The 23301-nt window shown below is 62.8% G+C and carries 21 protein-coding genes; 9 read left to right on the top strand and 12 right to left on the bottom strand.

What is annotated here, in order from left to right:
- Window positions 1-98 precede the first annotated feature (98 nt).
- Window positions 99-1298 (bottom strand): tyrosine--tRNA ligase, encoded by a 1200-nt coding sequence (gene tyrS / locus BLR94_RS23625; protein WP_084308359.1) that lies wholly within the window; start codon window positions 1296-1298, stop codon window positions 99-101.
- Window positions 1299-1507: 209 nt separating this feature from the next.
- On the opposite strand from tyrS, the gene BLR94_RS23620 reads away from it, so the two are divergent.
- Both BLR94_RS23620 and BLR94_RS23615 read left to right on the top strand, forming a co-directional pair.
- Entirely contained in the window at window positions 1508-2926 is a 1419-nt protein-coding gene (locus tag BLR94_RS23620) for a peptidoglycan DD-metalloendopeptidase family protein (RefSeq protein WP_084308358.1), read from the top strand.
- 4 nt (window positions 2927-2930) lie between these two features.
- Entirely contained in the window at window positions 2931-4019 is a 1089-nt protein-coding gene (locus tag BLR94_RS23615; RefSeq protein ID WP_084308357.1) for an anhydro-N-acetylmuramic acid kinase, read from the top strand.
- 56 nt (window positions 4020-4075) lie between these two features.
- On the opposite strand, the gene erpA is transcribed toward BLR94_RS23615, so the two are convergent.
- From erpA to BLR94_RS23600, 3 genes are all read right to left on the bottom strand, one after another.
- Window positions 4076-4429, bottom strand: a complete 354-nt coding sequence (erpA, locus tag BLR94_RS23610; protein WP_084308356.1) for an iron-sulfur cluster insertion protein ErpA — start codon at window positions 4427-4429, stop codon at window positions 4076-4078.
- A 74-nt stretch (window positions 4430-4503) separates the two neighbouring features.
- Window positions 4504-4914: a bactofilin family protein gene (locus BLR94_RS23605; RefSeq protein WP_084308355.1), complete on the bottom strand. Its 411-nt coding sequence runs from the start codon at window positions 4912-4914 to the stop codon at window positions 4504-4506.
- A 16-nt stretch (window positions 4915-4930) separates the two neighbouring features.
- On the bottom strand, window positions 4931-5656 hold the full coding sequence (locus tag BLR94_RS23600) for a DUF6776 family protein (protein WP_084308354.1): 726 nt from the start codon (window positions 5654-5656) through the stop codon (window positions 4931-4933).
- A gap of 195 nt (window positions 5657-5851) precedes the next feature.
- Between BLR94_RS23600 and hemJ the strand changes: the two genes are divergently transcribed.
- The 3 genes from hemJ (at window position 5852) to BLR94_RS23585 (ending at window position 8271) form a co-directional block, all read left to right on the top strand.
- Window positions 5852-6277 (top strand): protoporphyrinogen oxidase HemJ, encoded by a 426-nt coding sequence (gene hemJ / locus BLR94_RS23595; protein ID WP_084308353.1) that lies wholly within the window; start codon window positions 5852-5854, stop codon window positions 6275-6277.
- 24 nt (window positions 6278-6301) lie between these two features.
- On the top strand, window positions 6302-7240 hold the full coding sequence (locus BLR94_RS23590; RefSeq protein ID WP_084308352.1) for an NAD(P)H-dependent flavin oxidoreductase: 939 nt from the start codon (window positions 6302-6304) through the stop codon (window positions 7238-7240).
- A 242-nt stretch (window positions 7241-7482) separates the two neighbouring features.
- Window positions 7483-8271: an SDR family NAD(P)-dependent oxidoreductase gene (locus BLR94_RS23585; protein WP_084308351.1), complete on the top strand. Its 789-nt coding sequence runs from the start codon at window positions 7483-7485 to the stop codon at window positions 8269-8271.
- A gap of 9 nt (window positions 8272-8280) precedes the next feature.
- On the opposite strand, the gene BLR94_RS23580 is transcribed toward BLR94_RS23585, so the two are convergent.
- Window positions 8281-9762 (bottom strand): AAA family ATPase, encoded by a 1482-nt coding sequence (locus BLR94_RS23580; RefSeq protein ID WP_084308350.1) that lies wholly within the window; start codon window positions 9760-9762, stop codon window positions 8281-8283.
- A 164-nt stretch (window positions 9763-9926) separates the two neighbouring features.
- Between BLR94_RS23580 and coq7 the strand changes: the two genes are divergently transcribed.
- A complete protein-coding gene (gene coq7, locus BLR94_RS23575) occupies window positions 9927-10574 on the top strand; it encodes a 2-polyprenyl-3-methyl-6-methoxy-1,4-benzoquinone monooxygenase (protein ID WP_084308349.1) in 648 nt (215 codons plus the stop codon).
- A gap of 45 nt (window positions 10575-10619) precedes the next feature.
- On the opposite strand, the gene BLR94_RS23570 is transcribed toward coq7, so the two are convergent.
- Entirely contained in the window at window positions 10620-11045 is a 426-nt protein-coding gene (locus BLR94_RS23570; protein WP_084308348.1) for an OsmC family protein, read from the bottom strand.
- Window positions 11046-11469: 424 nt separating this feature from the next.
- Here BLR94_RS23570 and crp point away from each other — a divergent pair, with 424 nt between their 5' ends.
- The gene (gene crp / locus BLR94_RS23565; protein WP_084308347.1) at window positions 11470-12114 is read left to right on the top strand and encodes a cAMP-activated global transcriptional regulator CRP; all 645 of its coding nucleotides are present in this window, start codon (window positions 11470-11472) and stop codon (window positions 12112-12114) included.
- A gap of 39 nt (window positions 12115-12153) precedes the next feature.
- Here crp and BLR94_RS23560 read toward each other — a convergent pair whose 3' ends face one another.
- From BLR94_RS23560 to ptsP, 3 genes are read right to left on the bottom strand one after another with little or no spacing between them, the layout of a single operon-like run.
- Window positions 12154-13893, bottom strand: a complete 1740-nt coding sequence (locus BLR94_RS23560; protein WP_084308346.1) for a PTS fructose-like transporter subunit IIB — start codon at window positions 13891-13893, stop codon at window positions 12154-12156.
- Between the two features lie 15 nt (window positions 13894-13908).
- Entirely contained in the window at window positions 13909-14844 is a 936-nt protein-coding gene (pfkB, locus tag BLR94_RS23555) for a 1-phosphofructokinase (protein ID WP_084308345.1), read from the bottom strand.
- A complete protein-coding gene (gene ptsP / locus BLR94_RS23550; RefSeq protein ID WP_084308344.1) occupies window positions 14844-17720 on the bottom strand; it encodes a phosphoenolpyruvate--protein phosphotransferase in 2877 nt (958 codons plus the stop codon). Before ptsP ends, pfkB begins: the two co-directional genes overlap by 1 nt.
- A gap of 152 nt (window positions 17721-17872) precedes the next feature.
- Here ptsP and cra point away from each other — a divergent pair, with 152 nt between their 5' ends.
- The gene (cra, locus tag BLR94_RS23545; RefSeq protein ID WP_084308343.1) at window positions 17873-18862 is read left to right on the top strand and encodes a catabolite repressor/activator; all 990 of its coding nucleotides are present in this window, start codon (window positions 17873-17875) and stop codon (window positions 18860-18862) included.
- Here the strand turns inward: cra and BLR94_RS23540 are convergent.
- Window positions 18852-20909: an AsmA family protein gene (locus tag BLR94_RS23540; RefSeq protein WP_084308342.1), complete on the bottom strand. Its 2058-nt coding sequence runs from the start codon at window positions 20907-20909 to the stop codon at window positions 18852-18854. The genes cra and BLR94_RS23540 overlap by 11 nt on opposite strands.
- A gap of 148 nt (window positions 20910-21057) precedes the next feature.
- Here BLR94_RS23540 and BLR94_RS23535 point away from each other — a divergent pair, with 148 nt between their 5' ends.
- Window positions 21058-21840, top strand: coding sequence for a TatD family hydrolase (locus tag BLR94_RS23535; RefSeq protein ID WP_084308341.1), 783 nt, complete (start codon window positions 21058-21060; stop codon window positions 21838-21840).
- On the opposite strand, the gene ampE is transcribed toward BLR94_RS23535, so the two are convergent.
- Together ampE and ampD are read right to left on the bottom strand one after the other, a co-directional pair.
- Window positions 21837-22673 carry a regulatory signaling modulator protein AmpE gene (gene ampE / locus BLR94_RS23530; RefSeq protein ID WP_084308340.1) on the bottom strand — a complete coding sequence of 279 codons (837 nt, stop codon included), beginning with the start codon at window positions 22671-22673 and terminating at the stop codon, window positions 21837-21839. The genes BLR94_RS23535 and ampE overlap by 4 nt on opposite strands.
- On the bottom strand, window positions 22670-23233 hold the full coding sequence (gene ampD / locus BLR94_RS23525) for a 1,6-anhydro-N-acetylmuramyl-L-alanine amidase AmpD (protein ID WP_084308339.1): 564 nt from the start codon (window positions 23231-23233) through the stop codon (window positions 22670-22672). Before ampD ends, ampE begins: the two co-directional genes overlap by 4 nt.
- Window positions 23234-23301 lie beyond the last annotated feature (68 nt).

Genomic DNA, 23301 nt, shown 5'->3' with positions numbered 1-23301 from the left:
TAACTCCTTGTTTAAAAAGAAGTTTTCAGATCAGGCAGCGCCGGAAGTGGTGCGCATTATAGGCCCCCTCGCTTTCTGGTCAAGGGGTTATTTCAGGTTTATTCGGATTTCAGCGTAATTCGAGCGAACGCCTTCTTGCCGGCCTGGCAGACATGGGTCGCGCCCAGCCTGAATACGAACGTACGGTCGACCACCTGGCCATCCACCCGCACGCCGCCGGACCCCAGCAGGTCGCGGGCGACTGCCGCATTCTTCACCAGCCCAGCCTTATTAAGGAGGGCAGCAATCGGCATGTCTTCGGCAGCGGCAAGCTCGACCTCAGGCAGATCTTCCGGCAACTCGCCATCTCTCATACGGTTACCTGCGGAACGATGAGCACTGGCAGCGGCCTCCTCACCATGAAAACGCGCGACGATCTCTTCGGCCAGCTTGATTTTGATATCACGAGGATTGGCGCCGCTTTCGACATCTGCCTTGAACTGTTCGATTTCAGCCATGGAACGGAAGCTCAGCAATTCGAAGTAGCGCCACATCAGCGCATCGGGCATGGACACCAGCTTGTTGTACATGACGCCGGGCGCTTCCTGGATACCTATATAGTTGCCCAGAGACTTGGACATTTTCTTCACGCCATCCAGTCCTTCGAGCAGCGGCATGGTGACCACGCACTGGGAAGCCTGGCCGTATGCGCGCTGCAGCTCACGACCCATCAGCAGGTTGAATTTCTGGTCGGTACCGCCCAGTTCGACATCGGCACGCAACGCCACGGAGTCATAGCCCTGCACCAGCGGGTAGAGAAACTCATGGATGGCGATGGGCTGATTGCCGGAGTATCGCTTGTCGAAATCATCGCGCTCAAGCATGCGCGCTACGGTGTACTGGGAAGCCAGGCGAATGAAGTCGGCAGGCGTCAGCTCGTTGATCCAGGTGGAGTTGAAGGCGACTTCGGTCTTGGCCGGGTCGAGAATCTTGAACACCTGTTGCTTATAGGTCTCGGCATTATCCAGAACCTGCTCGCGAGTGAGCGGTGGGCGGGTAGCACTCTTGCCGCTGGGATCGCCGATCATTCCGGTGAAGTCACCGATCAGGAAGATGACCTGATGGCCCAAGTCCTGGAACTGGCGCAACTTATTAATGAGCACGGTGTGACCCAGGTGCAGATCCGGCGCCGTCGGGTCGAAGCCGGCCTTGATACGCAGCGGCTCGCCACGCTTGAGCTTCTCGATCAGCTCCGCTTCAACCAGGACTTCTTCCGCACCGCGCTTGATCAGCGCGAGCTGCTCTTCGACCGACTTCATAGGGGACTCACAACCACCGCATTCAAAGGGGAACCAACCATACAAGATCAGCGACAAATGACAAGTTTTGCCCAGCGTAAAGCCGGAGCGATACCAGCCATCACCTTCAGGGTTGCCTCCAGGTGGATTTGGTTATATTTTATACAGTTACTGCATATTCATCAGTTTCTTCTTTTCCTCTTCATCTTTTCACTTCAAAAAGCAGCCTTATGACCTCGACAACTAAAGTGCCGCCGCTCTATCCCAAAACCCACATCATCGCAGCGAGCGGCGTAGCCGCCCTGCTGAGCCTGGCCCTCCTGGTGTTCCCTTCGCGGGAAGTGGAAGCGAAAAAGACCTTTCTCAATCTAGACATGGACAACGGCTCGGAGCAGGTTCAGCAGAACCTGCCGACGCCTCCGGCAGACGTGGCACAGGAGCAACCTGCCGATGAGTCACCCTTCGCGCAAATTGAAGGTAGCGAAGACACCCAGAACGCCGAACTGGAGGCCGAACCCCAGGTAGCCGAACAGCCGCCGGAAGATCCACTCAGCAAAACCGTTGCAGTGGCCAATGGCGATACGCTTTCCACGGTATTCAGCAAGGTAGGCCTTTCCCCCAATACCCTGCATGACGTGATCAACAGCAGCAAGGAAGCCAAGCAACTGAGCCGCCTCAAGGTTGGCCAGGAGTTGCAGTTCACGCTCACCGAAGACGGCCAGCTGGAAAGCCTGCACAGCAAACTCAGTGACCTGGAAAGCGTGCGCCTGAGCAAGACCGACAAGGGTTACGACTTCAAGCGCGAGCTGGTCAAGCCGAATGTTAGAGACGCCTACGCACACGGCGTGATCAACAGCTCTCTGTTCGTATCCGCCAAACGCGCCGGCCTGTCGCACAACCTGACCATGGATCTGGCGAACATTTTCGGCTACGACATCGACTTTGCCATGGATATTCGCCAGGGTGACGAATTCGAAGTCATTTATCAGGAGAAGGTCGTTGCCGACAAGTCCATCGGTACCGGCAACATTCTCTCTGCACGCTTTACCAATCGGGGCAAGACCTTCACTGCCGTGCGCTACACCGACAAACAGGGCAACGTCAGCTATTACGATGCCGACGGTAATAGCATGCGCAAGGCGTTCATCCGTACTCCGGTGGACTTCGCCCGTATCAGCTCGCGCTTTTCCAATGGGCGCAAGCACCCCATTCTCAACAAGATCCGCGCCCACAAAGGCGTGGACTACGCGGCTCCGCGGGGCACTCCGATCAAGGCGGCGGGTGATGGCAAGGTCATCCTCGCCGGTCGCAAAGGTGGTTACGGCAACACCGTGGTGCTGCAGCACGGTAGCCGCTATCGCACTCTATACGCCCATATGCAAGGCTTCGCGAAAGGCGTACGCACTGGCGGCAGTGTCAAGCAGGGCCAGATCATCGGCTACATCGGCACCACCGGCCTGTCCACCGGGCCACACCTGCATTATGAGTTCCAGGTCAACGGTACTCACGTAGACCCACTGAGCCAGAAACTGCCGATGTCCGATCCGATAGCCCGCCAGGAAAAGCAACGTTTCCTGCAGATGAGCAAACCGCTGATGGCGCGCATGGATCAGGAAAAAGCCACCATGCTCGCGCTCAACAAGCGTTAAGCCGATGCTCTACCTTGGTGTGATGTCCGGTACCAGTCTCGATGGGCTGGACATCGCCCTGATCGAGCAAGGCGAGCACATCAGCTTGCTCGCCCAGCATTACCAAACTCTCCCTGACTCTCTGCGCGAAGAGTTGCTGGCACTCTGCAGCCCCGGCCCTGACGAACTCGCACGTGCAGCCATCGCCGAACAACACTGGGCACGACTGGTCGCCGACGGCGTGCGCAGCCTGCTGGCCGAGCAGAAGCTGCAGCCGCAAGCCATCCGCGCCATTGGCAGCCATGGCCAGACGGTGCGCCACGAGCCAGCGCGCGGCTTCACCATCCAGATCAGCAATGCCGCGTTGCTGGCCGAGCTTACCGGCATTACCGTAGTGACGGATTTTCGCCGCCGGGATGTAGCGGCTGGTGGGCAGGGTGCGCCGCTGGTGCCGGCATTTCACGAAGCGCTGTTCGCCACGCCTGGTGCAGCAAGGGCAATCCTGAATGTGGGCGGGTTCAGCAACCTGAGCCTGCTGGAAGACGGCAGACCAGCACGGGGGTTCGACTGCGGCCCGGGCAACGTATTGATGGATGCCTGGATTCACCACCATCAAGGACACATCTACGATCACGGTGGCGCCTGGGCTGCCAGCGGCCGCGTGCAGGATGACTTGCTGCGGGCACTGCTCGGCGATCCGTTCTTTCAGGCGACCGGCCCGAAAAGCACCGGCCGTGAACTATTCAACCTGCCCTGGCTTATGGGGCAGTTGGAAAAGCAGCCGCAATACGAGGCGGCCGATGTGCAGGCCACGCTGCTCGAACTGACGGCAACCAGCATCGTTTCCTCGCTGCAACAGGCCCAACCGCATTGCAGCGAATTGCTGGTATGTGGAGGAGGCGCCCATAACAAGACATTGATCGACCGCCTGCAGGCGCTGCTACCGGACGCCAGAGTCAGCAGAACGGACGATCACGGGGTACCCGCCGACTGGGTGGAAGCCATGGCATTCGCCTGGCTCGCCCACTGCTGCCTCAACGGCATTCCCGGCAATCGCCCGGAGGTCACTGGCGCACGCGGTCGACGAATCCTCGGGGCCATCTACCCGGCCTAGCATGTAATGAAAGACGCCGCGCAGTTGCGCGGCGTCTTTCATTACGGCGGGGCGACTCAGATAGAGAATGAAGAACCGCAGCCACAGGTGGTGGTGGCATTGGGGTTCTTGATCACGAAGCGCGACCCCTCCAGGCCTTCCTGGTAATCCACTTCGGCGCCGACCAGATACTGAAAACTCATCGGATCGACGACCAGTGCGACACCTTCGCGCTCGATGATGGTGTCATCATCGGCAACATCTTCATCGAAGGTGAAACCGTACTGGAAACCGGAGCAGCCGCCACCGGTGACGAACACGCGCAGCTTCAGGCGCGGATTGCCTTCTTCATCAACCAGGCTCTTAACCTTGCTTGCCGCCCCCTGCGTGAACTGCATCGCTACTGTGGGGGTGAAGGTTTCGACGCTCATGTTTCTCTCCCGGCGCCAGGCGCCATGCTGCGTTGTAGCGCTGCATTATCCGCTTGTCCCAGAAAAGCGGTCAACTATTGTGCATCGCTCAGGCTCTCTGGCAACTCCAGTGGTCTGTTCTGCTCCTTGATCGGCCGCAGGCCACCCTCGACCTGCGCCCCCATGGCCATTTCCATCAGACCGTAATAGAGGTTGCCACGTACTCGCGCCCGTGGCCCCAGCTCGACATGCTGGCTGGCGTAGACGTCACCGATAATCTCGCCGTCGATCACTACATGGGGCGCGTGTACCTCGCCTTCAACCAGCCCGTCGACACTGACCCGTACCAGCCCTTCCTCGGTGCGGATATCGCCGATCACCTTGCCATCGATCTGCACCGCCCCCTGAAACTCCAGATCACCGCGGAAAGCCGCACCCGCTGCAATCAGGCTGGTTTTGCCCGTGAAACGCTGCCTGTCTGCCTTGCCCTTGCCTTTATTCCACATCGCGAATCATCACTTATCAGTCAGTCCATTCGATTTGACGCTCGACGGGCTTGCCACCCTCGACATCGGCCTTGATACGTATCTGCTGCGGCTCGAACCCCTCGGGGAGCTGCAACTCCCCGAGGCGCCCACCTTCCGGAATCGCTTGCAGGTGCTTGAAGGCGAACGGAATCGACTGGACGGTCGATCCCTCCGGCAGATCGCTGCTCAGTTGCGCCAGCTGCAGGCTTTTCGCCTTGCCGGCCTGGCGGCCATCCACCTGTACATGCAAACGCCCCTGCATGGGTTTGTCATCCTTGCCGACACGGCTGAGCATGATCTTGAAACGGAACAGGCCCGCACGCTCGGTGGGATGGATGTCGACAGTGCGGATGAGCAATCCATCACCCCGGCTGTCCGGCGCCAATACTCCCTTGTAGAAAGCCAGCTCCTGCTGCTGCTTGAAGTTCTGCTCCTCGAGCAGCTTGATGGTCAGGCGGCTCTGCTCATTGGAGCGATGAGCCAGTTGCTCACCGCTGCTGATCACCGCCACACGCTGACGCAGCTCGTCCAGTTCCCGCGCCTGCTCGTCGAGGCGAGCCTGCGTCGCCTGGTTGTCGACGCCCTGCTCCTGCAGCGCTCTGACCTGCCACCAGCTTCCGAGGTAGAACGCGCCTGGCACGGCCATCAACAGGAGGACAAGCGCAACACGAAGACGCCGCTCATGGGCGCGATTGCTGAGGCGGACTTCCCAGCCTGACATCAGGCAAGCCACCCGCGCGCGCCAAGGCTGCGAGCGTACAGTGTGGTCGAAGTGACGGCGGATACGGGCATCAGGTGCCTCGAGGCTGGCAGGAGAGGACGATCATAAAGGCGGACCTGCCTGCGGCCAACCGCCTTGATGACTATTGAGACCATGGGCACTAGTATCGACGCTCTTATCACGTGAGGAACAGCAATGCTCTACCTGTGGGTCAAAGCCCTGCATATCGTCGCCATGGTCTGCTGGTTTGCCGGTCTGTTCTATCTGCCACGCCTGTTCGTGTACCACGCGATGAGCGAGGACGCGCCAAGCCGTGAGCGCTTCAGCGTCATGCAACGCAAGCTGTACCGCGGCATCATGACCCCGGCGATGATCGCCACGCTGGCACTCGGCATCGGCCTGTTGGCGCTGGTGCCTGGCTGGCTGAGCCAGGGCTGGCTGCACGCCAAGTTGACACTGGTTCTGCTGCTGGTGGGCTATCACCATGTCTGCGGCGCCATGTGCAAGCGCCTCGCCCGAGGCGATGACACTCGTAGCCATGTGTTCTATCGCTGGTTCAACGAAGTGCCGGTATTGCTGCTGATCGCCATCGTCATCCTGGTGGTGGTCAAACCGTTCTGAAAAAGATCCGCCAAGGAGCCGTCCATGTCACTGCCTGCTCTGCTGGAAAACCGCCTGCGCTTGCCGCTGGTCGCCGCGCCGATGTTCCTGATCTCCAACCCCTCACTGGTGATCGCCTGCTGCAATAACGGCGTCGTAGGCAGCTTCCCTGCCTTGAACCAGCGTGACAGCGCCGGTTTCCAGGCCTGGCTCGAAGAAATTCAGGCGGGTCTGCTGGAAGATAGCGCACCTTATGCCGTCAATCTGATCGTACACGCCAGCAACCCGCGCCTGGAGCAGGATCTGGCCATCTGCGCAGCTCACCGGGTACCAATCGTGATTACCAGCCTCGGCGCAGTGAAGGAAGTCGTCGACACCGTTCATGCCTATGGCGGCCTGGTGTTCCATGACGTCACCACACGCCGTCATGCGGAAAAGGCTGCCGAGGCGGGTGTCGACGGGCTGATTGCCGTTGCAGCCGGTGCGGGTGGCCATGCCGGGACTTGGAGCCCATTCGCGCTGATCGCGGAAATCCGCCAGTTCTTCGATGGCACGCTGCTACTGGCAGGCAGCCTCAACAGCGGTCATGAAATCCTCGCCGCGCAGATACTCGGGGCCGACCTGGCGTATATGGGCACTCGTTTCGTCGCCACCCAGGAAAGCGCCGCCGCACAGGACTACAAGCAGATGATCATCGAGGCGCGGGCCAGTGACATCATCCATACGCCCGCCGTGTCCGGCGTACCGGCCAGCTTCATGCGCCAGAGCCTGGAACGAGCGGGCTTCGACATGCAGGCCCTGCAAGGCGCCCATCATGCTGCCAAGCTCAAACCGCTCGACCAGGAAGCCAAGGCGTGGAAGACCGTATGGTCGGCGGGTCAGGGAGTCGGCGCAATCAATGACCTGCCTTCGGTAGGGGAGCTGATCGCGCGTCTGGATCGCCAATACAGAGGCGCCCTGACGTCTATACCTTCAGTGCGCTGAGAGCCGCCACTCACGGGCTCTTGGCAAAATAGCTCTGGCGCCTTTTCATGCCACGTTCGACAGGCATGCATGCAATAGCCGGCGCCCTGTTCGGTATGCTCTTCGCGCAGATGGCGACAGGGCGCGGTGTTCCGTTCGCCTCTCACGGTATTTATTTCCCCTGTCAGCGCTGTCAGTGCAGCGCCGACAGGTCCGTTGCGGATAGGCTATGCACCCGTCATGGACAGCATCAGGAGAACCCCATGTCCCGTTATGCCCTGGTTACCGGCGCGTCCAGTGGTATCGGCCTTGCTCTGGCCGAGGCACTGGCACGTCGCGGGCGTAACCTGATCCTGGTGGCGCGCCAGCGCGATGCGCTGGAAAGCATCGCCGTTGAGCTGACCCAGCGCTTTTCCGTCGAAGTCCTGTTCCGCGTCTGTGACCTTGGCGAGCCCCTGCAATTGTCAGGACTGCTGCACGAACTGGAGCAGAACGGTCTTGTCATCGAGCTGCTGGTCAATAACGCTGGCCTCGGCAGCGCCGGCGCCTTCGTTGCCCAGGACTGGAGGCGTGAGCAAAAGCTTCTGGAAGTGAACGTGCTGGCACTCGCGCGCCTGTGCCACGCCATCGGTACCGTCATGGCCGGTCGCGGCAGCGGGCAGATTCTCAATGTGGCATCGGTGGTCGCGTTCCAGCCGGGGCCATGGATGAGCAACTACTATGCGAGCAAGGCCTACGTTCTGCACTTCTCCGAGGGTTTGCGCGAAGAGCTGCGGGCTTATGGCGTGAAAGTGTCAGTGCTTTGTCCTGGGCCGACCCGAAGCGCGTTCTTCCGTAATGCTCAGCTCGATGCCAGTGGACTGGAGAATGGCAAATTGATGCTGAATGCCGAAGAAGTTGCGCTGATCGCCGTGCGCGGCCTGGAGAGAAACCACGCGATCATCATTCCCGGCTGGCGTAACCGCCTGCTGAGCCTGGCACCGCGTTTCTTCCCGCGGCTATTGGTGCGGCGCTTCGCCGCGCGCCTCAACCGGCGTTTCGGTCGAGCCTGATCGCATCCGTCAATTCGCGCCGACCGTGCGTCCCCGTGCCCATTCACGCAACTCAGCCAGAGGCTCGGCCATGATCACCGACAACGGCGAGGTGGCCTGAATGCCGTGCAACAGCAACTCATGGTCAACGGACTGCTGCTGAGCCTGAGCGGTGTACAGGGCGCCGACCACCACTTGCTCGATCTCGGCACCGGAAAAACCGCTGCTGGCCGCCGCCAACTGCGGCAGGTCGTAGGCCGAGGCCTCAAGCTCACGGCGCTGCAGGTGAATGCGGAAGATCTCCGCACGTGTCTCCTCGTCCGGCAGGTCGACGAAGAACAGCTCGTCGAAGCGCCCCTTGCGCACCAGCTCCGGCGGCAGGCGACCGATGTCATTGGCTGTGGCGACCATGAATACCGACGATTTGCGTTCGGCCATCCAGGTCAGCAGGGTGCCAAGCACCCGCTGGCTGACCCCGCCGTCCTGGTCACCACTGGCCAAACCCTTCTCGATCTCGTCGACCCACAGTACGCAGGGCGACATCTGCTCGGCCAGCTTCAGTGCTTCGCGCAGATTACGCTCGGTCTCGCCGAAGAATTTGTTGTACAGGCAGGCGAAATCCAGACGCAGCAGCGGCACGCCCCACAGCCCGGCTACGGCTTTGGCCGCCACGCTCTTGCCCGAACCTTGCACGCCGACCAGCAACACCCCCTTGGGCAGGTCGACCCCGCTCGCTTCGAAGAAAATTCGCTGCCGTTCACCGAGCCAGCGCTTGAGCGTGCTCAGCCCACCGACGTCGGCGAAACGCGTCGTGTCATGCTCGTAACTGAGAACGCCTTCAAGATCGAGCAGCTCGAACTTGGCCTTGTTGAGCTCAGGCAGGTCCTCCTGGGTGATCGCACCGTCATCGCAGATCAGGCTGCGCGCCAGCACCCGGGCCTCTGCGTGGCTCATGCCGCGCAGGTTCTTCACCACCTGCTGCAGGGTGCGATTGTCGGTGCGCACGCGGCGGTTGAGGTTGCGTTCGCTCCAGCGCAGGGCCTCATCGCGGACAATGCCCAGCAATTCGTCCTCCCCCGGCAGTGCAAGGCTGAAACGTGCCGCATAGCGCTGCACCTCCGGCGGCAACTTGCAGGCATGAGACACCAGCACCACGGTCGGCGCCTGGCTGCCATCGGCCATGGCGATCTCCTTGAGCAGGCGCACCAGGCGCGGATTGTCGAGCAGGAACGGATGCAGGTCGCACAGCACGTAGAGGTTTGCCTGGGGATCGGCCTTGATCAGGCGCATTGCCGCTTCCGGTTCAGTGCTGGGGCTTTCGGCGAAAGCCCCAGCGGCGAAGCCGCCACGCTGCAGCCCTTCGGTAACCGACCAAATGAGCAGGCCCTGGCCGCGACGCACCGCGAGGCCGGTCAGCGTCTCCAGCACGCGCCGTTCATCCCATGATTCGATGAGCACCAACTTGACCTTGGAATCGAGCACCAGTCCCAGATCGTGAATATCGTTCTTCACAGCAACTCCTTATGCCCCCGAGGCAGCGCCATAGTCCCGCCAATCGACAACCCTGGGCAAGTGCCGGATGCAGGGCACGTTCGCGCCCGCTGTCGAAGCGGCACGCCGAACACGGCCGATCTTTTGCGGTAGACTGCCTGCTCATGTCCTCGCCGGAGCCCCTCATGGCCAATGACCGCCAGTACTCGCCCGTCGACCGCCTGCTGCTGCAAGCCGACATGGCGCTGCGCACCCTGCTGCCCTTCAGTGGTCAGCCGAGCCGCCCCTCGCCTGCGATCGTCGAACCCGAAGCACAGCTCGATACGCGCCAGACCCGCCACATCGCAGGGCTGATGCGCATCAACCACACCGGGGAAGTCTGCGCGCAGGCGCTGTATCAGGGGCAGGCATTGACCGCCAAGCTGCCGCGAGTCCGCGCGGCGATGGAGCATGCAGCCGATGAGGAAATCGATCACCTGGCCTGGTGCGAACAACGTATTCGTCAGTTGGGTAGCCACCCGAGCGTGCTGAACCCGCTGTTCTACGGGCTGTCGTTCGGCGTTGGCGCGCTGGCCGGCCTGGTCAGTGACCGGGTCAGCCTGGGTTTCGTCGCGGCGACCGAGCACCAGGTGGTCAAGCATCTGGACGAGCACCTCGAGGAGATTCCCGAAGAAGATGGCAAATCCAGGGCCATCCTTGAGCAAATGCGTCGAGACGAACAGGAACATGCAGACAGTGCACTGGATGCGGGAGGTGCACGCTTCCCGGCACCGGTCAAACTGGGTATGACGCTACTCTCCAAGGTCATGACCAAGACCACATACCGGATCTGATGACTCTGGAAAGCAGAAGGACGATCCATGGATCGCCCTTCTGCTTCAGGCACCCAGCTCGACGATCTCGTAATCGTGGGTGATGTCCACACCGGCACGCCCCAGCATGATCGAAGCCGAGCAGTATTTCTCCGCGGACAGCTCCACCGCTCGCTTGACCTGGGCCTCTTTCAGGCCACGCCCTTTCACCACGAAATGCAGGTGAATCTTGGTGAAGACCTTGGGGTCCTCGCTCGCACGTTCGGCCTCGAGAAAGGCTTCGCAGCTTTCGACCGGTTGGCGGGACTTCTTGAGGATGCTCACCACATCGAAATTGCTGCAGCCACCCAGGCCGATCAGCAACATCTCCATCGGGCGCACCCCCAGATTGCGGCCACCATTCTCCGGCGGGCCATCCATCACCACCGCATGGCCACTACCCGACTCGCCTATAAACAGCGCTTCGCCTGCCCATTGAACGCGAGCTTTCATCGTTGCCGCTCCTTCGCTGAAAAGGCGGGCAGCTTACCACAGGGCGACTTTTCCGACGGGATCGACGGATACTGCTAAAGTTCACGGGCCAAACGTGCAACGCCTCACAAAATAGCTTCCCTGCAAGTATCACTGTTCATGATGATGCCGATTCAATGGCACAATCGACGCTATCGAGGCGCGACCCAGCATCAATCGATGAGGACAGCATATTCGCCAGGGCGCTATTGATCACGGCGCGCTGCATGCAACATCATCTTCCGCTGCAAACATGCAAGGTTCTTCTGCTTCCCAAGCGCCGTCCGCCAGCGTTTGAGCACTCGGACCGGCATCTGCCTTGCGAGAATAGTCAAGTACTTGGGTCTGGACAGCGCCATCTGCAATGCCTGTCACGGGCTTATCTTTCTATATTCGGGATTCAGGCATGGTCGCTATCACCCTTACCCCCAAAGTGAAAAACTTCGACAGGCTGCTTGCCCATTGCCATCGCCGCCGCTACGCGGCCAAGAGCACGATCATTTATGCAGGTGATCGCAGCGAAACGCTGTACTTCATCGTCAAGGGGTCGGTCACCATCCTGATCGAAGACGATGACGGCCGCGAAATGATCATCGCCTACCTCAACCCCGGAGACTTCTTCGGCGAGATGGGGTTGTTCGGCAAGGACGGCGCCGAGAAGGAACGCAGCGCCTGGGTTCGCGCCAAGACCGAGTGTGAAGTCGCCGAACTGAGCTACACCAAGTTCCGCGAGCTGACTCAGCAGGACCCGGACATTCTCTTCGCACTGGGCACGCAGATGGCAGAGCGGTTGCGCAACACCACCCGCAAGGTGGGTGACCTGGCGTTTCTCGACGTCACCGGTCGCGTTGCCCGCACCCTGCTCGACCTCTGCAAGCAGCCCGATGCGATGACTCACCCGGATGGCATGCAGATCAAGATCACCCGCCAGGAAATCGGCCGGATCGTCGGCTGCTCGCGGGAAATGGTCGGCCGGGTACTCAAGGCGCTGGAGGAACAGGGCCTGGTGCACGTCAAAGGCAAGACCATGGTGGTGTTCGGTACTCGCTGATTTCCAGGGCCGGGCATACAGGGATGCCCGGCCCTGGTTTCAAGCCTTGGCAGCGACCGTAAGGGCTTCGACTTCGGGGCGTTTGAGTACTGCGTAGACCACACCGGTCACCAGGCTGCCCGCCACGATCGCCAGCAGGTACAACAGCGCATGGTTTATCGCGTTGGGAATCAGCAGCACGAATAAGCCACCGTGCGGCGCCATCAGCTTGCAGCCGAAGTACATCGACAGCGCACCGGTCAGGGCGCCGCCAGCGATGCTGGCCGGGATGACCCGCAACGGATCCTTGGCAGCGAAGGGGATCGCCCCTTCGGAAATGAAGCACAACCCCAGCACACCTGCCGCCTTGCCGGCTTCGCGCTCGGTCTGGCTGAACTTGCGACGCGCCAGCAGCGTGGCAATTGCCATGCCAATGGGAGGCACCATCCCGGCAGCCATGGTCGCGGCCATCGGTGCGTAGCTCTGCGACGCCAGCAGGCCGACGGAAAACGCATAGGCCGCCTTGTTGATCGGCCCGCCGAGGTCCACGCACATCATGCCGCCGAGCAGCAGCCCGAGCAGGATGGCGTTGGCAGTGCCCATGTTCTGCAGGAACACTTCCAGCGCAGCCATGATCCCGGCGACCGGCGTGCCGATCACGTAGATCATCGCCAGGCCCGTGACCAGGCTGGCCAGCAAGGGTATCAGCAGGATCGGCTTGAGGGCCTCGACACTCTGCGGCAGGCGCAACCAGCGATTCAGCCCCTTGGCAAGATAACCGGCCAGGAAGCCGGCGATGATCCCTCCCAGAAAACCGGTTCCCAGGGCACTGGCCAACATGCCGCCGATCATGCCGGGCGCCAGCCCCGGACGGTCGGCGATCGAATAGGCGATGTAGCCGGCCAGTACCGGAATCATCAGCGCGAAGGCTGCTTCGCCACCGATCTTCATCAGCGCGGCCGGCAACGTGCCTTCCTGTTTGAACGCCTCGATGCCGAAGACGAAGGACAGGGCGATCAACAAACCACCGGCCACGACCATCGGCAGCATGAACGACACACCGGTCAGCAAGTGCTTGTAAGGGCCGCTCTTGCTGCCTGACTTGCCGGCATCGCCACTCTGCGGTTGCCCTGCCCCCTGCTGCTGCACGCCCTCGACCAGCGCCTTCTGCAAGGTCTGCTTGGGCTGCTTCAAGGCGATGCCGGTGCCGCAGCGAAAGACTTTCTTGCCAGCGAAACGCTCGGTCTCGACCTCGATGTCAGTGGCCAACAGCACCACATCGGCGGCCGCGATGCTGGCGTCGTCGAGCAGGTTGCGCGCACCGACCGAACCGCGGGTTTCCACCTGCAGCTCGTAACCCAGTTGCTCGGCAGCCTGTTGCAGCGCCTCGGCAGCCATGAAGGTGTGTGCAACCCCCGTTGGGCAGGCAGTAATCGCCACCAGCTTCGGCTTGCCCGTAGAGGGGACAGCAGCCGGCGGCGCAACCTTGTCGAGCACCTGCGCCTGCTCGGCAGCGACCAGCAGAAACTGCTTCGGATCGGCCAGTGCCTCGGACGGCGTGGACTGCACCACGCGCTTGCCGACGAAGCGCTGCAGGTCCAGCTCACCGGTTTTCACCACCAGCACCAGCTCGGCCGCCGCGATATCGGTTTCGCTCAGGGGCGAACCGATCGCCTTGGGATCATGCACTTCGACCTGGGTAGACCAGCCCAGGCGCTCGGCTGCGGCCTGCAACAGGCGCGAACACAGAACGCTGGTGACCTGGCCGTTGGGGCAGGCGGTAATGATCAGCACATTCATTGCAACGACCTCTTGTTATTGTTTCGACGTCACAGCCACCGCCGCTTCCAGGCGGGCGAGCTGTTGACGATCGTGAATTCCGAATCCGATTTGCGTGACCGCCTGGGCGGCCACCGCCGTCGCCAGGCGCAGCGTGCGCTCGGCGGGCCATTCACTGAGCAGGCCGTGCAGGGTGGCGGCGAGCAGCGAGTCGCCGGCCCCAACGGTGCTGACCACCTCGACCTGTGGCGGCTGCGCATGCAGCACACCATGGGGACCGAACCAGTCAGCGCCCTGGGCGCCGCGCGACAGCAGCACATGCTCGATGCCGCCTTGCTGCAACTGGCGGATGGCGTCGTCCAGGCGCCCGGGAGATGCCGACGCCAGGTCGCAAGCCTCGGCCAGTTCTTCTTCATTGGGTTTGATCAGCCAGGGTCCCGCCGTCAAGCCGGCACGCAAGGCTGCACCACTGGTATCCAGCGCCAGTGGCAAGCCAAGGCTCACCAGGCGACGCAGCAGCGCAGCGAACCATTCGATCGTCACACCGCGCGGCAGGCTACCAGCAACGACGACAGCGTCGTGCCCCACAGCAATCTGCTCCAGTTGGTCCAGCAGTTGCTGCTGATGCGCCGCGTCGACTTCCGGCCCGGGGCCGTTGAGATCGGTGACGCAGCCATTACGCTCGGCGAGCTTGATGTTGCTGCGGGTCTCGCCGGGCACTCGCACGAACGCATCGATGAAACCACGGCGGTGGAACAACTGCTCGAACGGCACGGCATTGACCGTGCCGAGAAAGCCACTGACGGTGACCTTGTGGCCGAGGTCAGCCAGCACCTGGGATACGTTTAGGCCTTTGCCTGCCGCATGGCTGGTCATGCCCAAGCTGCGGTTGACCGCTCCGGACTGCAGGGTATCGAGGCTGACGGTCAGATCCAGAGCCGGGTTCAGGGTCAGGGTGAGAATGCGCGCCATCAGTGTGTCTCCTCGACCAGCGCACGCACGGCGGCGGCGCTGCCCAGGGCCAGGGCCTGCTGTGCCTGTACCTGGCTGTGATGCAGGTCCAGCTCGCGGACTCGCGCCTTGACCAGCGGGATGCTACGGGCGGCAACGCTCAATTCGTCGACGCCCAAGCCGACCAGCAGCGGTATGGCGAGCATGTCGGCAGCCAGCTCACCGCAGACGCCCACCCACTTGCCTTCGGCGTGGGCGGCCTCGACGGTCATGGCGATCAGCCGCAGCACAGCGGGATGCAGTCCGTCCGCCTGGGCCGACAGAGTGGGATGGCCACGGTCGATGGCCAGGGTGTACTGGGTCAGGTCGTTGGTGCCGATACTGAAGAAGTCCACCTCGCAGGCCAGCACCGGCGCCAGCAGGGCAGCGGATGGCACCTCGATCATGATGCCCAGTTGCAGGTCGTCCAGCGGAATTTCCTGGCGCAGCTTCTCGACCATCTCGCGAGCCGCGCGCCATTCTTCGATTTGCCCGACCATCGGGAACATGATGCGCAAGGGGCGCCCATCGGCAGCCTGCAGCAAGGCGCGCAGCTGGGTTTCCATGATGTCCGGGCGTTGCAGGGTCAGGCGTATGCCGCGCACGCCGAGGAAGGGGTTTTCCTCCTCCGGCATCGGCCAGTAGGGCAAGGGCTTGTCGCCACCGACATCCAGGGTGCGGACCACCAGCGGGCGGCCTTGCAGGGCATCCAGGACGCGTCGGTACTCGGCCTCCTGGGTGGCCACGTCCGGCGCCTGGGAATGATCCATGAACACCAGCTCGGTGCGCAGCAGGCCAACTGCCTCGGCACCCAGCTCGACCGCGCCGGCAGCTTCACCGCTGGCGCCGATGTTCACTGCCACCTCGACGACATGACCATCACGGGTACGCGCCGGGTGCATACGCTCGCCATGGGCACGTTCGCGGCGCTGCTCGCTGGCCTGCCGCTCGCGCTCGGCCTGGGCCAGGGTGGCATCGTCCGGTGCGACCCAGACCTGACCACGGTCACCATCGAGCAGCAGTCGAGTGCCCTGCTGCAGGGCCAACAGACCTTCACCTGCACCGACCACACTGGGAATCCCCAGGGCGCGGGCGATGATCGCGCTGTGCGCGGTGGCACCACCGCGAGCGGTGACGATACCGGCGACGCGCTGACGGTCGAGGCTGGCGACGTCCGAAGGACCGACCTCGCCCATCACCAGGATGTAGGGTTCGGCTGGCTCCTGGGGCGCCTCGACACCGCACAGGTACGCCAGCACGCGGCGGCCGACGTCACGCAGGTCGGCGGCACGCTCGGCCAGCAGCGCGTCGTGCAGGGACTCCTGCTGCACTGCGGCGGCTTCGATCTCGCCGATCCACGCTGCCTGCGCACTGGCACCAGCGGCCAGGCGCGCATCGACGTCCTCACGCAGGGCCGGATCACGCAGCATTGCCTGATGAGTGACGAAAATGTCACGCACACTGGCTTCCTGGCTGCGTTCGACCAGCCGCTGAATTTCACCGTCGATATGCTGCAGAGCCGCATCCAGACGCTCCCGTTCGACGCTGACGCCCTCCCCCTCTGCGGGATACTCGAGGTGCGGCACACGGCGCACGAAGGCCGGACCACTGGCGATACCTGGCGACGCAGCGACCGCCTGCAGTCGGGTACCGGCTGACGGCGCGCTGGGCGCTGCGTCCGCTTCAGGCAAAGGCGGCGAATCGACGACCCGCTCCGCTGACTCGGGGGGCAGCGGCTCGACCTCTTCACCCAGACCGGCGCGAACAGCCGCCTCGATAGCCGGCAATGCATCATCAGCGATCGCCGGATCGGCACTGAACTCCAGCACTTGGCCACGTCGTGCACCCAGCGCCAGCAGCTTGCTCAAACTCTTGGCCGAAACGCCGGCCGCAGCCCCCTCGACCAGCCGCACACGGATGTCACCACTGAAACGTTGCGCCAACTCGCTCAGTGTCTTGGCCGGACGGGCGTGCAGCCCGTGAGCGTTGGCCAGGGTGATGCGCAGCGCTGGCCAGTCCGGGGGTAGCTCGGCGCCCAGCGCTTCGAGCACGCCGCGGCTGCTGGTGGCATGCGCCAGGGCATCCCCCTGCCCGGCGATCAGCAGGTCACAGAGGCGCTCGAGCACTTTGCGGTGCCCTTCACCCAGACAGGCGAGGCAGAACAGCCCGGCGACCGGCTGACCGGCATGCTGCAGCGGCTGCGCCGGGGTAACGAAGGCCAGGCCCGGGCGTTCGACGCTCTGCTCGCTGCTCAGCCACCACAGCCCATTACCCAAGGGCAACGGCTCGCCCTGTACCAGGCTGCCGGAAAAGCCGGATGCCGTGCAGCCCGCCTTCTTGAGCAGACGGGCACCCTGCCAGGCCAGTTCGTCCAGATCGTCGGCGTTGACGCCCAGCCCAACCAGTTGGCTATCCAGAGCCAATTCCTGAGGGGCGCCCTGCAGCAGGGCGAGAATGGCATCTGCATCCTGAGCTTCGCGCAGCGCCTGGCTCAGATCGCCCTCACCCAGCGCCCGGGTGAGCAGTTGCAGCAACCGCAAGTGCTCGTCGGAGCGGGCGGCAATCGCGATGGCCAGGTACACGCGCTGGCCGTCGCCCCAATCCACCCCCTCGGGGTAATGGATCAGGCGCATGCCGGTCTGGAACACCTGATCACGGGTGTCCGGGGTACCGTGAGGAATGGCGATGCCCTGGCCCAGGTAGGTCGAGCCTTGCCGCTCGCGGGCCTGCATGCCTTCCAGATAGCCGGACGCGACCAGACCGTCGGTGACCAGGCTGTCGGCCAGTGCGGCCAGCGCCTGTTGCTTGTCCGCGGCCTGTCGGCCCATCTGGATTTGCGAAGGGTGTAGTTCGAGCATGACGGTTCTCCTCGAGCAAGCTCGGCGCTGTGGGCGGGCTTGGCGGACATTCTTGTTAGCTTAGTCGACTCGTTTGCTGAATCGTTTCATCTAGCGCTGGCACGTTACCTGATAATGGGTAATCCTTGAAGTCTCGCCGCAGGAGACACCCCTTGAAACTGACCGACATCGCCCGCCTGGCTGGCGTCTCGCTGACCACCGCCAGCTACGTGATCAACGGCCAGGCTGCCCGGCGGCGGATCAGCGCGGCCACCGTTGAGCGGGTACTGGAAGTGGTGGAGAAACACGACTATCGCCCCAACCCACAGGCCGCCGGGCTGCGGCGTGGAGAAAGTCGTTGCCTCGGCTTCATCCTCCCTGATCTGGAGAACCCCAGCTATGCACGCCTGGCCAAACTGCTCGAACAGCGTGCCCGGGATGCCGGTTATCAGTTGCTGATCGCCAGTTCCGATGATCGGCCGGACAGCGAGCGGCAACTGCTCGACCTGTTTCGCTCGCGTCGTTGCGATGCGCTGATCGTCGCCAGTTGCCTGCCTCAGGACGCAGCCGAGTACCGGCAGTTGATCGCCGCAGGAACGCCAGTGATCGCAGTGGATCGCGCCCTGGATCCCAGGTACCTGTATTCGGTGATCAGCGATGACCGTCAGGCCGGCGAGCTACTGACCGGCAGCCTGCTACAGCCACTGCCGCGCAAGGCCGCACTGATTGGCGCCCGTCTGGAGCTGCCGATCAGTCAGGCCCGGGAACAGGGCTTTCGCGATGCGCTGGCCGGCTTCGATGGCGAGGTCAGCGTCAGCCATGGCGAGCAATTCAGCCGCCAGTGGGGTCAGCGGCAGATGCGCGCGCTGATGGCCCAAGGTCGCCTTCCGGATGTATTGGTGACCACGGCCTACGTGCTGCTCGAAGGGATTCTCGACGTGCTGTACGAACACCCGGAAATAGACACGGGCCACCTGCGGCTTGGCACCTTTGGCGATGCCCAGCTGCTGGATTTTCTGCCCCTGCGCGTCAATGCCATCTCGCAGCAGCACGAGCGCATCGCTGACCGGGTCTTCCAACGCCTGCTCGACGCCCTCCACGGCACCTACCAGCCCGGCCTGGACGCTATCGAGCGGCACTTGAAGACTCGTTTCAACGCTTGATGCCCTGGCGCATCTGCTCCAGCAGGGGCGCGCACTCGTTGGGTTGGTCGCCGCTGGGGGCGACCAGTGCGACCAGCCCGGCCGCGGGCGCCACCAGCGCTCCCAGAGCCAGCATGCCGGCACCGCGTAGCACCAGCGGCCCGGCTTTCACGCCAGGGCGGGGCTCCTTGAAGGTGCCGCGCACATACAGCGGCGAGCGCAACGAGAAGACCCGAAACCCCTTGGACTCCGGCGTAATGGTTAGGTCTAGGTGCTCGTTGCCGAAGTTCACCTTACCGTCGATACCGATCAAAGCATTCTCGGTATCGATCACCATCAGCTCCGGCCTCAGTACACCCTGCTTGATGTTCAGGTTGGCGGCGGCGCAGTTGATTTCCACATCGTCATCACCGAACAGGCGCCCGACCACATAGTTGCCGACATTCAGGCCTGCGATCTCCATCAGGTTGCGGCTGACCCGGCCGTCGTTGATCAGCAGCTTGACCTGCCCATTGGAACTGCCCAGCAAAGTCGCCACCGAATTGCCCGTGCCGCTGATCGTCGCATCGCCGTTCAGGGCGCCCAGGCTGCTCTGCATCACTTCTACGCTGGGAAACAACTGGCGCAGGCGGAAGTTGCGGGCACGCAGTTGTGCCTGCGCCTTGAGGGGCGCACCGCGGCCATCCAGGCGCAGGGTGGAATCCAGGCGCCCACCCGCCACACCGAAACGCAACGGCTCGAGGCTGAGCATGCCTTCGTGGAGCACCACATGGGTGAACAGGTCGGTGAATGACAACTCCTCGCTGTGCACGATGCGCTTGCCGGTGAAGCTGACGTCGGCATCCATGTCACGCCAGCGCTCGGTCTGGAATTCCTCGACCGGCAGCACCTTGTTGGCCGGCTGGACGCTACTGGCGCCACGCTCCTTCTTCTCGGCATTCGAGTCGGCACCGATCAGCGGCGCCAGATCGGCGAAACGCAACTGGTTGGAAACCAGGGTACCGGACAGCTTGGGCCGAGGCTGGCGAGCCACGAACGTCAGGTCGCCATGGATATCGCTGTCACCGATGCGACCGTTGAAGTTCTCGTAGCGGAACAACGGCCCGTCGGCATCCTGCAACTGCGCGACCAGACGGCCGTCGGTGGAGTAAGCCGGGGTGTCCGGCAGGGTGACGCCGGTCAGAGGGTAGAGGTTGCCAAGGCTGGCGCCGGAAAGGCGCAGACGCAGGTCGAGCGCGCCGAGGTTCTTCGGATCGGTCAATGTGCCGGCGACCTGTACGCGGGTGGTGCCAGCCCGCACATCAGCCTGAACCGGGAACGGCTGACGAGCATCCTGCAGCGCCAACAGGCCGCCGATACGCCCGTTGCCGGTCAGTGCCTGGCCCTTGTAGCGACCCTTGGCCTGCCAGGCGAAAGCGTAATCCTGCGGCGTCACGGCGGCTTCGTCTTGCTGATTGGTGGTCTTGCCGACGATTTCGTTGAAAGCGATGGGCTCGCCAAGCGGCTCCACCAGCAGACTCACGCTGGCCTGCAAGGTCTGATCGTCGTAAAGCACCTGCGCCTTGTCGAAGCCGATGGTGCCGATATCCATGACCCAGGGAGCGGCCGCCTCATCCTTCGGCTGCTCCTGCTCACCAAGGTCGAAGGTCCAGTTGTCACGACCGTCGGCCAGGCGTTCCAGTGCGGCATCTGCGCCAGTGAGCCGGATGCGCGGGATGGAAACGGTTTTCCACAGCAGCGGCAATGGTGACAGACTGGCTTCCACACGCTGCAGGCTGACGAAGTGATCGCCCTTGGCCCACCCGGGATTACCCAGGCTAAGCTGCTCGGCAGACACGTGCGGCCAGGGTATCCAGGCACGCAGGCCAGGCTCTTCGCGCTCACGCTGCCAGGTCACCGCCAGATTGCCTTCTATGGCGAAGGGGCGGTTGAGCGCTTCGGACACTCGCGAATTGATCGTTGGCTTGAGCAGATTCCAATCGAACAGCACCAGAAACAACATCAGCGCTGCGATCAACAACAGCAGGCTGGCAAAGCACCAGCCAAGTATCTTGCGAGGACGCATCATGCGGTCGACCCTTGCTTTCGGCGATCCCCACAACCGCCGTCCCTGTGGGGTTCGACTGGCCAACGGCGGGAATGACTCACAGAATGTTGCAACTTGCTCTGCAGCCAGGTCCCGTTCATTCCATTCCCCAGCTTCGTGGCAGAACACCATGCACCTGATCGACACCCATACCCATCTCGATTTTCCCGATTTCGACGACGACCGCCGCGAGGTCCTGATACAGGCCCGCAGCCGCGGCGTGGATCGGCTCGTGGTGCTCGGTGTGCAGCACGGAAACTGGCAACGGCTGTGGGACCTGGTGCAGGAGCACGACGGCCTGTACGCCGCTTTCGGCCTGCATCCGGTCTACCTCGACGAGCATCATGACGATGATCTTCACTCGCTGCAGGACTGGCTGGCACGCTTGCATGGCCACGACAAACTCTGCGCAATCGGTGAATTCGGCCTGGATTACTACCTCGAACGACTGGATCGTGAGCGCCAGCAGGCACTCTTCGAGGCGCAATTGGCCCTGGCGGAAGGATTCGAGTTACCTGCACTGCTGCACGTGCGTCGCGCCCATGCACCGGTGATCGCCGCTCTGAAGCGCTTCAGATTACCCCGCGCCGGTATCGTGCATGCCTTCGCCGGCAGCTACGAGGAAGCCAGGGAATACCTGAAACTGGGCTTCAAGCTCGGCCTGGGTGGGGCGCCGACCTGGCCGCAAGCCAGGCGCCTGCGCCAGGTGATCGCCAGGCTGCCACTGGATGCCATCGTGCTGGAGACCGACTCACCGGACATGGCGCCGGCCATGCATGCCAGCCTGCGCAACAACCCCGCTCACCTGCCAGACATCTGCGATGAATTGGCTGCCCTGCTCGGAGTGACCCCACAGGCACTGGCCGAAGCCAGCAGTGGCAACGCCATGCAGTTGTTCGGCTGGTCGCGCTAGAACAGCAGTGTCCAGAGGGCAATGGCGGCGAACCAGAGAATCGCCGAGCGCACCAGCAATTGCCACAGGCCGTCGAGGGTGGCCACACCAGCCTCGCCGAGCAGCGGCTCCGGTGTTTCGGCCGCGGCTCGGGCGGCACCGGAAGCCAGCTGGGCAGCGGAGATATCCCAACTGAGTGCCTCGTGAAGCAATGCACGGCTCACGGCGATAAAATTGCCCACCAGGGCGAAGCTGGCTGCCAGCACGCGTACCGGCAGCCAGTCGAAAGCGTGGCGCAACTGGCCGGCACGTTCACGCAGCGCATCGGCTTGTCCCTGCTCGACGAGCAGCGCCAGCAACCGATAAGCCAACGCTGCCAGAGGCCCGAGCAGGACATACCAGAAGATCACCGCGAAAAAGCTCTGGTAAGCCTGCCAGACCATGAACGTCTGCACGTTGCTCAACAGGACGGCTTCCCCCTCGCCGTCGACGCCCAGGTCACGCTGGGCGACCAGATAGGCCGCCTCGCCGTCACCACGCCGCCAGCTGTCGCGGAAGGGGCCGAGGGCGGCCAGCAGGTCGCCACGGCCAAGGCTGTAGATCACCACCAGCAAGTGTACGGGCAGCAGCAGCCAACCATAGGCCAGCGGCTCCAGCAGCTTGAGGATCAGCGCCAGCACCAGGAGCGGGACACCGACCAGCACGATGATCGCCAGCCACGGGGAATCGCTGCTGGTACCGCTGCGCTCCAGACGTCCGAGCGTGCGCAGCCAGGGATCGTCCTGTTGAATACGCTGGCGCCAGGAAGAAAATTTTTCGATCCACACCACCAACAGCAATACCAAGAAACTCATGACGCCTCCTTATCGGTCATCAATGCGCCGCGCAGCCGGCCCCAATCGAATGCGGGCCCGGGGTCGGTCTTGCGCCCCGGCGCAATATCGCTGTGCCCGCAGATTCGCTCGAGAGTGATCGCCGGATAAGCCTGCTGCAGCACGCGGGTCAGCTGCGTCAATGCAGCGTACTGGGCATCCGTGAACGGCAGGTGATCGGTTCCCTCGAGTTCGATGCCCACGGCGAAGTCGTTACAGTTTTCCCGGCCTTCGAAACAGGAGACACCGGCGTGCCAGGCACGATCCAGACAGGATACGAATTGCGTGACGATGCCGTCACGCTCGATCAGAAAGTGGGCCGATACCGTCATGCTGGCAATGCCGGCGAAATACGGATGTGCTTCGGCTTGCAGGCGGTTGCGGAAGAACGCCTGCACCTGCCCGGTGCCGAACTGACCAGGCGGCAAGCTGATGTTGTGAATCACCAACAGGGAAACTTCGGCCTGTGGGCGCTCGTTGAAATTGGGCGAAGGACAGTGCTGAATCCCTGGATACCAGCCGTCTTCGAGTTGCTTGTGCATGGGGGCTCCCCGAACGAGCGCACACTCTAGGGGCTGTTGACGCTGCAGCGCAAGTTGGGCGCGGACGA

The sequence above is a fragment of the Phytopseudomonas flavescens genome (genome assembly GCF_900100535.1).
Lineage (GTDB): Bacteria > Pseudomonadota > Gammaproteobacteria > Pseudomonadales > Pseudomonadaceae > Aquipseudomonas > Aquipseudomonas flavescens.
Note: the sequence above shows the minus strand (reverse complement) of the source record. Positions and strands in the feature narration are given on the sequence as shown.

Bases quoted from the DNA above. Each gene is read 5' to 3' on its own strand.
- pfkB (WP_084308345.1), bottom strand. From the start codon at position 14,844: ATGGCGCGCATTCTCACCCTGACCCTGAACCCGGCTCTGGATCTGACC.
- BLR94_RS23585 (WP_084308351.1), top strand. From the start codon at position 7,483: ATGTCCCGTTATGCCCTGGTTACCGGCGCGTCCAGTGGTATCGGCCTT.
- BLR94_RS23620 (WP_084308358.1), top strand. From the start codon at position 1,508: ATGACCTCGACAACTAAAGTGCCGCCGCTCTATCCCAAAACCCACATC.
- tyrS (WP_084308359.1), bottom strand. From the start codon at position 1,298: ATGAAGTCGGTCGAAGAGCAGCTCGCGCTGATCAAGCGCGGTGCGGAA.
- ampE (WP_084308340.1), bottom strand. From the start codon at position 22,673: ATGAGTTTCTTGGTATTGCTGTTGGTGGTGTGGATCGAAAAATTTTCT.
- ptsP (WP_084308344.1), bottom strand. From the start codon at position 17,720: ATGCTCGAACTACACCCTTCGCAAATCCAGATGGGCCGACAGGCCGCG.
- BLR94_RS23615 (WP_084308357.1), top strand. From the start codon at position 2,931: ATGCTCTACCTTGGTGTGATGTCCGGTACCAGTCTCGATGGGCTGGAC.
- BLR94_RS23560 (WP_084308346.1), bottom strand. From the start codon at position 13,893: ATGAATGTGCTGATCATTACCGCCTGCCCCAACGGCCAGGTCACCAGC.
- hemJ (WP_084308353.1), top strand. From the start codon at position 5,852: ATGCTCTACCTGTGGGTCAAAGCCCTGCATATCGTCGCCATGGTCTGC.
- BLR94_RS23590 (WP_084308352.1), top strand. From the start codon at position 6,302: ATGTCACTGCCTGCTCTGCTGGAAAACCGCCTGCGCTTGCCGCTGGTC.
- BLR94_RS23570 (WP_084308348.1), bottom strand. From the start codon at position 11,045: ATGAAAGCTCGCGTTCAATGGGCAGGCGAAGCGCTGTTTATAGGCGAG.
- BLR94_RS23605 (WP_084308355.1), bottom strand. From the start codon at position 4,914: ATGTGGAATAAAGGCAAGGGCAAGGCAGACAGGCAGCGTTTCACGGGC.
- erpA (WP_084308356.1), bottom strand. From the start codon at position 4,429: ATGAGCGTCGAAACCTTCACCCCCACAGTAGCGATGCAGTTCACGCAG.
- BLR94_RS23600 (WP_084308354.1), bottom strand. From the start codon at position 5,656: ATGTCAGGCTGGGAAGTCCGCCTCAGCAATCGCGCCCATGAGCGGCGT.
- coq7 (WP_084308349.1), top strand. From the start codon at position 9,927: ATGGCCAATGACCGCCAGTACTCGCCCGTCGACCGCCTGCTGCTGCAA.
- ampD (WP_084308339.1), bottom strand. From the start codon at position 23,233: ATGCACAAGCAACTCGAAGACGGCTGGTATCCAGGGATTCAGCACTGT.
- BLR94_RS23535 (WP_084308341.1), top strand. From the start codon at position 21,058: ATGCACCTGATCGACACCCATACCCATCTCGATTTTCCCGATTTCGAC.
- crp (WP_084308347.1), top strand. From the start codon at position 11,470: ATGGTCGCTATCACCCTTACCCCCAAAGTGAAAAACTTCGACAGGCTG.
- BLR94_RS23540 (WP_084308342.1), bottom strand. From the start codon at position 20,909: ATGATGCGTCCTCGCAAGATACTTGGCTGGTGCTTTGCCAGCCTGCTG.